Source organism: Duganella sp. AC917 (assembly GCF_979258245.1).
In genome coordinates this window covers 2,839,539-2,852,772 of sequence record NZ_OZ409848.1, presented here as the reverse complement: position 1 = coordinate 2,852,772, position 13,234 = coordinate 2,839,539, and the positions used below count along the sequence as shown (strand labels likewise).

Here is a 13,234-nt window from a genome sequence, read left to right as displayed (position 1 = left end):
AAGAGGGCGGCGACCTTGTCATGCTTAGTTCGGGCTGGCTGTCTCGTCCGGGAAGGCGTTGGTGGCCTTGGAGCCCCACAGCGCGTAGAACAAGACATACATTTCGCACAGCGCGGTCAGCAGGAACGACATCTGCAGGCCGTAGATGTCGGCCAGCCAGCCTTGCACCACCACCAGCGCGCCGCCGGCGATGGCCATGATCAGCAAGCCGGCGCCTTCTTCGGTCAGCGGGCCCAGGCCCTTGATGCCGAGCGTGAAGATGGTCGGGAACATCACCGAGTGGAACAGGCCCACCGAGATCAGCGCCCACATGGCGACGTGGCCGGTGGTGAAGGTGGCGATCAGCATCACGATGGCGGCGCCGATGCTGGCGCCGGCCAGCACGGTCTCGGCCGACACGGTGCGCATCAGCGCGGCGCCGGCGAAGCGGCCGATCATCATGCCGCCCCACAGGATGAACAGGTAGGTCGACGCGGTCTGGTGGTTGACGTTGCCGATTTCAGGCTGCGAGACGAAGTTGATGAACAGGTTGGCCACGCCGATCTCGGCGATCAGGTAAATGAAGATCGCAGGGATACCGAACACCAGGTTGCGGTGGCGCCACAGCGAGTGCTTGCCGCGCAGTTCCTTGGTCACGCGGCTGGTGCCGGACGATTTCATTTCCGGCAGCGGGAAGCGGGCGATGATGACGGCCAGCACGATCAGCACGCCGGCGACGATCAGGTACGGCAGTTGCACCGCCTGGGCGTCGGCCAGGCGTTCGGCCTGGGTCAGCACATGGCCGGCTTCGAGCGTGCCCGAGCTCGAGCGGCCCAGGATCAGGTAACCGCCGAACAGCGGCGCGAACGTGGTGCCCAGCGAGTTGAACGCCTGCACCAGGTTCAGGCGCGACGAGGCGGTCTGCGGCGAACCGACGACGGCGACGTAGGGATTGGCGGCCACTTGCAGCAGGGCGATGCCGCAGGCGATCACGAACAGCGCGAACAAGGTGACCGGATACGATGGCAGGCGCGCCGCCGGGATCATCATCAGCGAACCGGCGGCCATGATGGCCAGGCCGACGACGATGGATTTCTTGTAGCCGATGCGCTCGATCAGGCGCGCGGCCGGGATCGAGGCGACGAAGTAGGCGATGAACCAGACCGATTCGATCAGCGTGGTTTGCGTGTAGTTGAGGTCAAAAACGCTGCGAAGGTGCGGCAGCAGCGTGTTGTTGATTACCGTGATGAAGCCCCAGGTAAAAAACAAACTTGCAAGCAGCGACATCGTCGCACGGTAGCTGACAACTGGGGACGAGGTCGTCTCCATAGTGCGAGCAGATGAAATTGGCGCTGCCATAATCTTTCCTTTCCAACAAGCGGGAGGAATATGGTAGAGCCAATCGCGCTATCTTGCCAATGAATAAATAACAGTGTCCTATATCTTTTTCGATATGGCAGATATCACCAGATCGTAGTACTGGCGAAAGCTGCGGGTTTCGGACCTGTCAGGCCTGCACTTTATGGTCTTCCGACTGGGCTTTTTCCATCGCTTCGGGCTCGAGTTCCTCGGCCGAACGGTTCAGGTGGACAAACACGCCCCAGGCCGCCAGTAGCACGCCGACGCTGGCCACCAGCGCGGCCACGTACACCAGGCCTGCGAGGTCGTCATGCACCGCGTGGAACGTCGCGACCAGGCCCTCGATCGCCAGCGCCACCACGACCACCACGAAAAAGCGCGACAGGAAACGCCGCACGCGGGTCGGCGCGCTGATGTCGGCGTCGCGCACCACTTCCTCTTCGATGATGGTTTCGGCGATTTGCAGCGCCACCACGGCGGCGGCCAGGATGCCGATCGCTTCGATCACCTCCTGGGCGGCAGCCAGGCCGGAATCGCCGGTGGCGGCCTCCCAGCCGATCTGCGCGCTGATGACGATCAAAAATAGCGCGGCGGCCGCGAACAGGAGCGCGATCAGCGCGTGGATGGCGCCGAAGGCCGACATTAGTTTCTTCATGGGTTTTCCTTACAAGATGCAGTTATTGCTGAATTGTAAGGTGATCGTGCCGAGCCATATGTTCGCTAGGCAGCATATGGGAGGCAATAAGGGAAGAGTTCGCTTAAAACCGGCGCGGGCGAAAAAAAGCGCGCCGGCTGGCCATCGCAGGATGGCCGGCAAGCGCGCCCGGTCACGGAAGACTGCTAGGTCTTCGTGATTATTTCTTGGCCTTGCGACGGGCAACGGCGCCCAGCAGAGCCAGGCCGCCGAGCATCATGGCGTAGGTTTCTGGCTCAGGCACCGGGGTCGGGATGGCCGACACGGTCGACAGGTATTGCGAATTGGCCAGGCCGGTCGTGCCGGTGATGTTCACACTGTAGGTGCCAGCGGCCAGGCTACCAGCCCAGCTCAGCGTCTGCGAACCTGGGCCAAAGGTCTGGGTCAGGTTGGTGCCGCTCAGCACTGCCGAGAAGTTGAGGATTTGGCCAGCGGTCACCGCGAACGTCTGCAGGGCCGCGAACGAGGTGCTCGATGGCTCCACCAGGGTGAAGTTCCAGGTATCGTTGATCGCGGTGTTAGCGGTCGTGAACTTGGCCGACAGGCCGCTCAGGGTATCGAAACCGGCTGGATCGAGGGTGCCCAAGTCGTACACGGCTGCGGAAGCGCTAAACGACGCTGCGGCAAGCACTGCAGTTGCAACAACAGATTTTAATTTCATATTAATCCTCGGCGAAGGTAGGGGTTGTTCATCAGGTGGGGTGTAACTGAGTTCAATATTAGCACCTTTCGATTTGCATTTTCAATCACACACTTATCGTTATTACACTTACTTGCACTTATTTAGCGGGGAGTTGTACGGACGCGTCATTTTCTGTTGCACCGCAGCAATCGCGTTGCAAGTTGTCATGTCATTTGAGTATATTTGCCACTATAAAAATGATTGGTGGCGTCGCCCTGCTAGCTTTAGGATAGCGTCGCAGGTAATCTGGCACGCAGTTCGCCACGCGCTCACTTTTAAGAAAGATCCTTATATGTCACTTACGTCACCCATCAAACTGGCCATCGTCGGCGTGGGCAAAATCGTCCACGACCAGCACGTGCCGGCGATCGCGGCCAACACCGATTTCGCGCTGGTCGCTTCGGCCAGCCGCAACAACACGATTGAAGGCATTCCGGGATTTAAGTCGATCGAGGAAATGCTGGCCGCCATGCCGGAGATCGAAGCGGTCTCGCTGTGCATGCCGCCGCAGTACCGCTACGCCGCCGCCCACGTGGCTTTGACCGCCGGCAAGCACGTGTTCCTGGAAAAGCCCCCCGGCGCCACCTTGTCGGAAGTGGCCGATCTCGAGGCGCTGGCCGCCGCCAAGGGCGTGTCGCTGTTTACCAGCTGGCATTCGCGCTACGCGCCGGCCGTGCAGCCGGCCAAGGCCTACCTGGCGGCACACGCCCCTATTAATATGCAGGTGACCTGGAAGGAAGACGTGCGCCACTGGCATCCCAACCAGGACTGGATCTGGCAGGCGGGCGGGCTGGGCGTGTTCGATCCGGGCATCAACGCCTTGTCGATCGTCACCGAGATCCTGCCGTCGCTGGTGTTCCTGACCGGCGCCACGCTGGAATTCCCGGAAAACCGCGATGCGCCGATCGCCGCCGAGCTGCACTTCAAGAACGCCGCCGGCGTGCCCGTTCACGCCGAGTTCGACTGGCGCCAGACCGGCAAGCAGAGCTGGGACATCGTCGTCGCCACCGCGCAGGGCGAGGTCAAGCTCAGCGATGGTGGCGCGCGCCTGTGGATCGACGGCCAGGAACAGACGCTCGAGAAGGAAGCCGAATACCCGTCGCTGTACCGCCGCTTTGCCGAACTGGTCCAAACTTCCAGTTCCGATGTCGACGTCGCGCCGCTGCGCCATGTGGCCGACGCCTTCATGCTGGGCAAACGCAAGGTTGTCGACGCCTTCCACGACTGATATGACAAGAATCACTCGCGCAACGGCGCTGGCGGCCGGTTTGCTGCTGGCCGCACTGCAACATAATTTGGCCCACGCGGCCGACGGCGGCTTCGCCAAAGGCGCCGATATCAGCTGGATCACCGAAATGGAGGCGGCCGGCCGGCCCTTCCTGAACCGCGACGGCAAGCGCCAGGACTTGTTCGTCACGCTCAAGGAGCAGGGCCTGGACGCAGTGCGCCTGCGCGTCTGGGTCGATCCCGCCGACGGCTACAACGGCCTGGCCGATGTGTTGGCCAAAGCGCGGCGCGCCAAGGCCGCCGGCATGCGGCTGATGATCGACTTCCACTACAGCGACAACTGGGCCGATCCGGCCAAGCAGTTCAAACCGGCGGCCTGGAAGGGCTACAGCGTCGACCAGCTGGACAAAGCCGTTGCCGGGCATACCCGCGCCACGCTGGCGGCGCTGCGCGATGCCGGCATCACGCCGGAATGGGTGCAGGTGGGCAACGAAACCACGCACGGCATGCTCTGGCCGGAAGGCGCCGCCGGCATCCATATGAATAACTACGCGCGCTTCGTCGCCAGCGGTTACGATGCCACCAAGCAAGTGTTCCCGGACGCCCAGGTGATCGTTCACGTCGATAACTGCCACGACAACCGCCAGTTCCGCTGGAACTTCGACGGTTTGCTGGCCAACGGCGGCAAGTTTGACGTGATCGGCGCCTCCGCCTATCCGACCACGGTCAAGGGTGTCGACTGGCGGGCGGCCACGGCGGCCTGCCTGCACAATATGAACGACCTCGCGGCCCGCTATGGCAAACCGGTGATGCTCGCCGAGGTCGGCGCACCGTGGGACCATCCGGAAGGCAAGGCCATCATCGCCGACCTGATCGCCAAGGTGCGCCAGGTCGACAACGGCAAAGGCGTCGGCGCGTTTTACTGGGAACCACAGGCTTACGATTGGAAGGGCTATCCGATGGGCGCCTTCGGCCACGACGGCAAGCCGACCGCGATCATGGACGCGTTTCTGGAGTAGGGCGGCACGTCGCGGACCGCCTGGCGGATTACTTGGCGGTAATCCGCCACGCAGTTTTTTACGTGTCGCGCCCCCTGTTTAGTTTGCTTTGATGTAGATTGGCAAATTCGATCCATCCATCAAGCTTTCTATGTCTTTTCTCACCAGGCGAACATTGTCGCTTCGGCACTTGCTTATCATCCTGACCGCGATCGGACTGCTGCCCATGGCCTTGCTGGGCGTGTGGAGCATCCATGCGGCCAGCCAGTATCAACAGCGGGAACAGGAACGATCGATGCTCGATCTGGCGCGCGCGTTGTCGAGCGCGGCCGACGCCGAACTCGACGCCTCGGTCGCCATGCTTGCCAGCGCCGCGCGCGCGCCGGCGCTGATGGCCGGCGACGTCGACGGCTTTTATGATGTCGCGTTCGGGCTGGCCGAGGCGCAGGCCGAATGGCAGGCCCTGATCCTGACCGACGACAAGGGCAACGTGCTGTTCAATACCATGGCGGGACGCGGGGCCGTGCCGCCCAAGGTGATCGACACGGAAAGCCTGAAGCGGGTGCTGGCCACGCGCCAGCCGGTGGTCGGCCAGATACTGCGCGGTTCGCGCGGCCGCGCCGCGTTCCCGGTGCGCATTCCGGTGATCGACGACGATGGCGGACTTTATACGCTGACGGCCGTGATCCGCCCCGACCGCATCGTGCAGATGATCCAGCGCCAGAGCATGCCTTCCGGTTCGGTCATTTCCATCATCGATGCCGCCGGCAAGATCGTGGCGCGCTCGCGCAACCACGAAGGCACGGTGGGGGGCGCGCCAAGCGCATCGCTGATGCAACTGATCGGCAGCGCAAAGTCGGAAAACGTCGGCACCGCCGCCACGCTCGAGGGCGAGACGGTGGTCTCGGCCTACACCACCTTGTCGCACTACGGCTGGACGGTGGTGGTGGGACAGCCGGCGGAACAATTGCGTACCGCCGCCTACCAGCGCCTGGCCGTGTACGGCGCCGGCATCCTGGCCTCGCTGGGCGTGTGCATCGGCATCGCCTCCTTGCTGTCGGCGCGCATCGTCACCACGATCAAGGACTTGCAAACGGGCGCGGCGGCGCTGGGCGCCGGCGCGCCGGTCACCGTGGTGCCGTCGCGCATCGCCGAGTTCCAGCTGATCGGCACCGCGCTGGAGGAGGCCGAGCGCCAGCGCGCCGCGCAGGAACAGGAGCGGGCCTTGCTGCTCGATTCGCTCAAGCGGGCGATGGAAAACCAGGAGGCGGCGTTGACGCGGGCGCGCGAGGCGGGCCGCGCCAAGGACGAGTTCCTGGCGGTGCTGGGGCACGAGCTGCGCAACCCGCTCAGCCCGATTGTCACCTCGCTCGACCTGATGGACATGCGCGACGAGCCGGGCGCGCGGCGCGAACGCGCGGTGATGCGGCGCCAGACCAACCATCTGCGGCGCCTGGTCGACGATCTGCTTGACGTCTCGCGCATCACCTCGGGCAAGCTGCGCATCGACGCCAAACAAGTCAATTTCGCCGACGTGGTGCGGCACGCGGTGGCGGCCTCGCCGCAACCGGTGAAGCTGACGGCGCCGCCGGCGCTGTGGGTGCGCGGCGACGACAGCCGCCTGACCCAGGTGCTCAACAACCTGCTGTCGAACGCGGTCCGCTTCGGCAGCGACGACACGCGCGTGTCGCTGACGGCAGAAAACGGCATGGCGCGCCTGGTGGTCGGCGACAACGGCATCGGCATGGGCCGCGAACTGCTGGCGCGCGTGTTCGAACCGTTCATGCAGGCGCCGCAGACGCTGGAGCGCCGCACGGGCGGGCTGGGGCTGGGGCTGGCGATCGTGCGCAAGCTGGTCGAGCTGCACGGCGGCACCGTCACCGCCGACAGCGCCGGCGTCGGCCTGGGCAGCCGCTTCGAGGTGGTGCTGCCGCTGAGCGAGGCGGCGGCGGCCGAACCGCTGGACGTGCCGCGCGGCGCCAGCGCCGGGGTGCGCGTGCTGCTGGTGGACGACAACGTCGACGCCGCCACGTCGGCCGCCGCGCTGCTCGAACAGCTCGGCCACGAGGTGCGCGTGCTGCACAGCGCGGAGGCGGCGCTGGCGCAGTTCCGCCAGTACGCGCCGGCGGTGGCGATCCTCGACATCGGCCTGCCCGATATGGACGGCTACGCGCTGGCGGCGGCGTTGCGGCGCGCGCAGGGCGGGGCGCCGCTGCGGCTCGTGGCACTGACCGGCTACGGGCAAAAGGAGGATATCGAGCGTGCCACCGGGGCCGGCTTCGACCTGCACCTGACCAAGCCGGCCAGCGCCGAGGAGTTGGGGCGGGCGGCCAGCGTCGGCGGCTGAGCGTTCACCGCCCACCGCCGCGGGCCGCACTTAGCAGGCGAGGGCGCGCTCGCGCCCGACCGCGTAGCCTTGCGCGAAGTCGATGCCGATGTTGTCGACCACGTCCAGCGTGGCCGCATCCTCCACGAATTCGGCGATCGTCTGGATGCCGATCACCTGGCCGACCTTGTGGATCGCCTCGACCATCGCCCGGTGCACCGGGTTGTCGGCGATGCCGCGGATGAAGGAGCCGTCGATTTTGAGGAAGTCGACCGGCAGCGATTTCAGATAGCCGAACGACGACAGGCCGCTGCCGAAGTCGTCGAGTGAAAACCGGCAACCGAGCAGCTTGAGCCGCGCCATCAGCTCCTGCGCCTTGGGCAGGTTGCGGATCGCCGCCGTCTCGGTGATCTCGAAGCAAATCCGGGCCGGATCAATGCCGTGGTCGACAAACTCGTCGATGATGAATTGATGCAGCTTGTCGTCGTTCATCGACGGCCCGGACAGGTTGACCGAGAACAGCGGGCGCACGCCGGCGGCCGCCGTCCCGTCCGTCTCGCGCCTGGCGACGTAGCGGCACACCGCGCGGATCACCCAGCGGTCCAGCATCGGCATCATATGATAGCGCTCGGCGGCGGGAATGAAGCGGTCCGGCCGTATCACTTCGCCGGCGTCGTCCTTGAGGCGCAGCAGGATTTCCTCGTGCGGGTAGTGCTGGCCATGCAAGCCGGCGATCGGCATGGCGTACAGTGCGAAGCGGTCATGCTGCATGGCGTCGTTCAGGCGCGGCACCCACATCATCTCGGTGTGGCGCCGCGCCAGCACCACGTCACCCTCGCTGTACACATGGATGCGGTTGCGGCCCTGGTCCTTGGCCATGTAGCAGGCCTCGTCGGCGGCCACCAGCAAGTCGCTGACGGATTTGCTGTCGGCGCTGATTTCGACCATGCCGATGCTGGCGCCGATTTCAAAGCTGTGCTCGTCCCAGACGAAGCGGAAATCCTTGACCAGCTGGCGGATATCCTCGGCGATCAGGCGTGCCTGGTCGAGTTTGCAGTGGCCGAGCAGCACGCCCAGCTCGTCGCCGCCGAGGCGCGCCAGCACGTCGCTGTCGCGCATTTTTTCCTGCAACAGGTTGGCCAGGATTTGCAGCAGCGCGTCGCCGGCGGCGTGGCCGGCGGTGTCGTTGACCAGCTTGAACCGGTCGAGGTCGATATACAGCAGTGCGTGCGTGTGGTCGTCCTGCTTGGCCGAGTGCAGCGCGCGGGCCACGTGCTTTTCGAATTCGCGGCGGTTGCGCAAGCCGGTCAGCACGTCGTGGCTGGCGTGCCAGGATAACTGGCTCGACAAGGCGCGCTGATGGGTGACGTCGCGAAACACCACCACCGCCCCCAGCATCTCGCCATTGTGCAGGCGGATCGGCGCGGCGGTGTCCTCGACGGCGATGCGGCGGCCGTCGCGCGTGACCATCAACGCGTGCGACGACAGCCCGACCGCCTCGCGCTTGAGCAGGCATTTGTAGACGGCGTGCTCGAGCGGCACGCCGTTGATTTCATCGATCAGCGGCAACACCTCGGCCACGTCGCGGCCGATCGCGCGCGCCCGCGTCCAGCCGGTCAGCTGCTCGGCGGCGTGGTTCATATAGCGCGTTGCGCCATGTTGATCGGTGGTGATGACGCCGTCGCCGATGCAGTCCAAGGTGACTTCGGCCATGCGTTCGCGCTCGTCGGCGATGCGCTCTTTCTCCACCTGGCCGGTGACGTCCCAGATCAGGCCCAGCGTGCGCACCGGCACGCCAGCGCTGTCGCACTGCGCCTGGGCGGCCGCGCGTATCCAGCGTACCGTGTTGTCGGGCAGGCACACGCGGTAGCCGATGTAGTAGCCGCCGCAGGCGTCGGCGCGATCCTGCATGGTGGCCAGCGTCGGCTCGCGGTCGTCTGCGTGTACCATCGCCAGGAACTGCGCGAACGGTTGCTGCTGCTCGCGCGCGGGCAGGCCGACCATGGCCGCACCGCGCGCGGACCATAGGATGGTCCCGTCGGCGATCCGGCCGTTGACGACGCTGGCGTCCCAGATCGCCATGTCCGCCGCTTCGATCGCCATGCGCGACCGCAATTCGTGCTCATCCATATCCGCTCCGATTGGTGGAAAAATTCTTTGATCTAACTCAATACTGGCGCGCGGGTTCGGACGGGGAATTGATAAAGCGCAAAAGAACAAGCATATTTGCTAGCAAATGAATTGCCTCCGGACGCGGGTAACGAAAGAAGTAACAAAAATACGACTATCGTGTGCTGGTTCACATATCCGCATCAATTTTCGCTTGTGCGCGATTGTAAAATTCACATTCCTGCTTGTAAAATGTTGGTAATAAAGCATTTTCCAGCAAGGAGTTCACATGTCTCAGCCGAAACCGTACGACCCCAACACGATGCTTGATACCGTCCTGGCGAAAATGCAGCTGCGGAACGACGCCGCGCTGTCTCGCATGCTGGAGGTGCAAGCTCCCGTCATCAGCAAAATCCGTCATCACCGCATGCCCGTCAGCGGCGCGCTGCTGGTGCGCATCCACGAAGCCACCGGCCTCAGTGTGCGCAACCTTCAGGATTTGATGGGCGATCGCCGCACCAAGTTCCGCCTTTCTTCCGCCCAGGGTCGCGCCGGCGCCGCGATCGGTGCGGCGGCCGAATGACATCGGCAAGCACGATAGAAGCTGACGAGATGGTGGCGCTGGCGGCGATGCTGCGCGAACACGGCTATCGGTTCACCACCGTTACCCCGGCCACCCATGGCCGGGTACTGAACCGCGCCGCCGCGCAAACGGCGCCCAGCCTGCGCGACGTATTCGGCTGGAGCAAACCGTTCGCCGCCGACCAGATCGATGCGGCGATGCTGGCGCAGATGCGAAAAGCCGGCGTGTTGCGGGACGACGACGACGGCGCGTTGCGCAGCACCGTGCGCGTGTCGAGCATCGGCCAGCAGCTGTACTTTCACTCCGCCTATCCGACCGGCGACGCCGAATCGGTATTTCTGGGGCCGGACACCTACCGCTTCGTGCGCGCGGCCGGCCAGGTGCTGGACCAACTGACAGCCAACCCGGGCGCCGGCGTGCGACGCGCGGCCGATATCGGCTGCGGGGCGGGGCCGGGCGCCATTATGCTGGCCCAGCGTTTTCCCGAGGCCGAAGTCTATGCCATCGACATCAACCCGCGCGCGCTGGCGCTGGCCGAAGTCAACGCGCGGCTGGCCGGCGCCGGCAACGTCGCCTGCGTGCACAGCGACATGCTGTCGGCGCTGGAGGGCGAGTTCGACCTGATCATCTCCAATCCGCCGTATCTGCTCGATGCCGACCAGCGCGCCTACCGTCACGGCGGCGGCGAACTGGGCGCCGGTTTGTCGCTGCGCATCGTCGAAGCGGCCATCGCGCGGCTGGCGCCCGGCGGCACCTTGCTGCTGTACACCGGCGTGGCGATCGACAACGGCGAGGACCCCTTTCTCACGCAGTCCGGCAAAATGCTGGAGGCGGCCCGGATGTCGTGGAAGTACGAGGAAATCGATCCCGATGTGTTCGGCGAGGAACTCGAGACGCCCGCGTATGCCGGCGTCGACCGCATTGCCGCCGTCTTGTTATTGGCGCGAAAAGGCGGTGTTTGATGAAGGTAATACGGCAGCGCTTGCTGCGTGGCGCCAATCTATATAGCCGCTTTCCGTGCCTTGCCGCCACCATTTCGTTCGACGCCAGCGCCATCTCAGCGGCGGATGTCGCCGACGCGGTCGCGCGGCGCCTGTCTCCGCTGTTGCCGTTGCAGTTGCCGGCGTCTGCTGGCGCCGATAGCGGCCAGCTGGTGGCGCAGCTGGCGCTGCAGTTGCAGCGCTCTTGCGGTCATGCGCTCGATTTCGCCCATGCCGAGCCGCTGGCCCCCGGTTCTCCGCAGCGCCGGGTGGTGGTCCAGTACGCGCTGGAGCACGTGGCGCAGCGGGCGCTGGCGACCGCGCTGGACATCGTCGGCGCCGCCATGCGCGATGAAGACTACGACGCGGCGTCTGCCGTCGCGGCGCTACACGCGCTGGCGGCGGGACTGGCTCTGCCAGCGCGCATCGGCCAACTGGCGGACCAGGCGCGCGCGCTGGGTATCCCCGTGCTGCGCGCCAGCGAACATGCCGATCTGGTGCAGTTCGGCTGGGGCAGCCGGCAGTGGCGCTTTGTCGATGCGCCCGTGGCCGACACGCCGCTGCTGACCAACACCATCGTGCGTGACCGGCTGCTGACGCGGGCGTTGATGGTCGAAGCCAACATCGATGTCCCGCCCGGCACCACGGTCAACCGGTTGGAGGATGCGCTGCGCGTGGGGCGCCGTTACGACTGGCGCGCGGTGGTCAAGCACCGCCGCGCGGGCGGCGACGACCGGCAGTGGCGCTGCAACAGCGAGGCCGAGTTGACGGCCGCGTTCGCGCTGGTGCACGCGGCCGGCGGCGATGTCGTCATCGAGAGCCTGGAGGACGGCCCGCTGTCGGTCGTGGCGGTCGATGCCGGCGGCGCGCGGCACCCGTCGGCGCGGGTGCGCCACCTGTGCGCCGGCGCGGCGGCCAAGCTGGGACTGGAGGAGGCGCAGGTCAGCGTGGTCGACAGCGCGCATGGCCCGCTGCTGATCGCCATCGACGGCCAGGCCGCGCCGGCCGAGGTGGTCGACGCGGCGAGCAGGGCGCGGCGCATGCTGGCGCAGCCCGAGCAAAGCCGCATTCCGCTGATCGCGGTCACCGGCACCAACGGTAAAACCACCACCACCTTGATGATTGCCCATGCGGTGCGGCTGGCCGGGCTGCGGACCGGCCACACCACCACGCAGGGCATCTTCATCGGCGAGCGCATGGTCGGCCAGGGCGACTGCACCGGCTACTGGTCGCACCGCACCGTGCTCGGTTCGCCGGAGGTCGACTTCGCCGTGCTGGAGACCGCGCGGGGCGGGCTGCTCAAGCGCGGGCTGGCGTTCGACGCCTGCGCCGTGGGCGTCATGCTCAACGTCTCGGATGATCATCTGGGCATGGATGGCGTCGAGACCGTCGAAGATCTGGCGCGCGTCAAATCGACCGTGATCGCGGTGGCGCGAACAGCGGTGCTCAACGCCGACGACCGCCATTGCGTGGCCGCGCGCGAGCGCCTTGCGCAGGACGCCAAAACCATCTTTTTCTCGATGGACCCGGCCAACAGCACCTTGCGCGCGCACCTGGCCGAAGGCGGCTGTGGGGTGTGGCTGGAGAACGAGACCATCGTGCTGGCCGATGGCGGCGGCACGGTGCAGCAGGTCATCGGCGCGGCCGCGATACCAGCGACTGTCGGCGCCATGGCCCGCTATAACATCGCCAACAGCCTGGCGGCCACCGCCGCGCTGTACGCGGCTGGTTTCAGCATCGCGCATATCGGCGTGGCGTTGACAAGCTTCGTCTCCGACGCGGCGACCAATCCGCTACGGTCGAATATTTTCGCCGTACGCAATTTCCATATCGTGCTCGATTACGCGCACAACCCGGCCGCGTACACCGCGCTGGGCATCATGGCGAGGGGAATGGCCGGCCGCGTGCCGGGTTCGCGCGTGTTTGGCGTGGTGACATCGCCCGGCGACCGGCGCGACGCCGAACTGCGCCGCATCGGCGAGACTTGCGCCGCCGCGTTCGACGTGCTGTTCGTCTACGAATCGCAGGCACGTGGCCGCGCACCTGGCGAGGCGGCCGCGATCATCGGCGAGGGTGTGCGCTCGGCCGGCGTCGGTATGGAACGGATGCAAACCTTCGGCGGGCCGGGGGACGCGGTGCGCAGCGCCTATCGCCAGTGCGGCGAGGGCGATGTGCTGGTGTTTGCCTGCGGCACTGCCGTATCGACCTTGATCGACGCCGTGCGGGTTATCGACCCCGAGGGAGCCGCCGCGATCGCGGCGCAACTGGGCGGCGCGCCGGCGCCGCCGTAAGGTAGG

At 65.7% G+C, this 13,234-nt stretch carries 10 protein-coding genes; 6 read left to right on the top strand and 4 right to left on the bottom strand.

What is annotated here, in order from left to right:
- Positions 1-24: 24 nt before the first annotated feature.
- The 3 genes from ACZ0BA_RS12225 to ACZ0BA_RS12215 all read right to left on the bottom strand — a co-directional run bounded on the left by ACZ0BA_RS12225 (position 25) and on the right by ACZ0BA_RS12215 (position 2,693).
- On the bottom strand, positions 25-1,266 hold the full coding sequence (locus ACZ0BA_RS12225) for a sugar MFS transporter (RefSeq protein ID WP_463451546.1): 1,242 nt from the start codon (positions 1,264-1,266) through the stop codon (positions 25-27).
- 220 nt (positions 1,267-1,486) lie between these two features.
- Positions 1,487-1,993: a hypothetical protein gene (locus tag ACZ0BA_RS12220; protein WP_463451545.1), complete on the bottom strand. Its 507-nt coding sequence runs from the start codon at positions 1,991-1,993 to the stop codon at positions 1,487-1,489.
- Between the two features lie 199 nt (positions 1,994-2,192).
- Positions 2,193-2,693: an FxDxF family PEP-CTERM protein gene (locus ACZ0BA_RS12215; RefSeq protein ID WP_463451544.1), complete on the bottom strand. Its 501-nt coding sequence runs from the start codon at positions 2,691-2,693 to the stop codon at positions 2,193-2,195.
- 313 nt (positions 2,694-3,006) lie between these two features.
- Here ACZ0BA_RS12215 and ACZ0BA_RS12210 point away from each other — a divergent pair, with 313 nt between their 5' ends.
- The 3 genes from ACZ0BA_RS12210 to ACZ0BA_RS12200 all read left to right on the top strand — a co-directional run bounded on the left by ACZ0BA_RS12210 (position 3,007) and on the right by ACZ0BA_RS12200 (position 7,286).
- A complete protein-coding gene (locus ACZ0BA_RS12210) occupies positions 3,007-3,942 on the top strand; it encodes a Gfo/Idh/MocA family protein (protein WP_463451543.1) in 936 nt (311 codons plus the stop codon).
- Between the two features lies 1 nt (position 3,943).
- The gene (locus ACZ0BA_RS12205; RefSeq protein ID WP_463451542.1) at positions 3,944-4,960 is read left to right on the top strand and encodes a glycoside hydrolase family 53 protein; all 1,017 of its coding nucleotides are present in this window, start codon (positions 3,944-3,946) and stop codon (positions 4,958-4,960) included.
- Between the two features lie 688 nt (positions 4,961-5,648).
- On the top strand, positions 5,649-7,286 hold the full coding sequence (locus tag ACZ0BA_RS12200) for an ATP-binding protein (protein WP_463454745.1): 1,638 nt from the start codon (positions 5,649-5,651) through the stop codon (positions 7,284-7,286).
- A 30-nt stretch (positions 7,287-7,316) separates the two neighbouring features.
- On the opposite strand, the gene ACZ0BA_RS12195 is transcribed toward ACZ0BA_RS12200, so the two are convergent.
- Positions 7,317-9,395 (bottom strand): EAL domain-containing protein, encoded by a 2,079-nt coding sequence (locus tag ACZ0BA_RS12195; protein WP_463451541.1) that lies wholly within the window; start codon positions 9,393-9,395, stop codon positions 7,317-7,319.
- 268 nt (positions 9,396-9,663) lie between these two features.
- On the opposite strand from ACZ0BA_RS12195, the gene ACZ0BA_RS12190 reads away from it, so the two are divergent.
- Genes ACZ0BA_RS12190 through ACZ0BA_RS12180 form a run of 3 tightly spaced genes read left to right on the top strand, consistent with a single transcriptional unit; the run spans position 9,664 to position 13,228 of the window.
- A complete protein-coding gene (locus tag ACZ0BA_RS12190; protein WP_463451540.1) occupies positions 9,664-9,957 on the top strand; it encodes a hypothetical protein in 294 nt (97 codons plus the stop codon).
- The gene (locus ACZ0BA_RS12185) at positions 9,954-10,919 is read left to right on the top strand and encodes a class I SAM-dependent methyltransferase (RefSeq protein ID WP_463451539.1); all 966 of its coding nucleotides are present in this window, start codon (positions 9,954-9,956) and stop codon (positions 10,917-10,919) included. Before ACZ0BA_RS12190 ends, ACZ0BA_RS12185 begins: the two co-directional genes overlap by 4 nt.
- Complete coding sequence (locus ACZ0BA_RS12180) at positions 10,919-13,228, top strand: Mur ligase family protein (protein WP_463451538.1); 2,310 nt, start codon at positions 10,919-10,921, stop codon at positions 13,226-13,228. The genes ACZ0BA_RS12185 and ACZ0BA_RS12180 overlap by 1 nt, the downstream gene beginning before the upstream one ends.
- Positions 13,229-13,234: the final 6 nt, after the last annotated feature.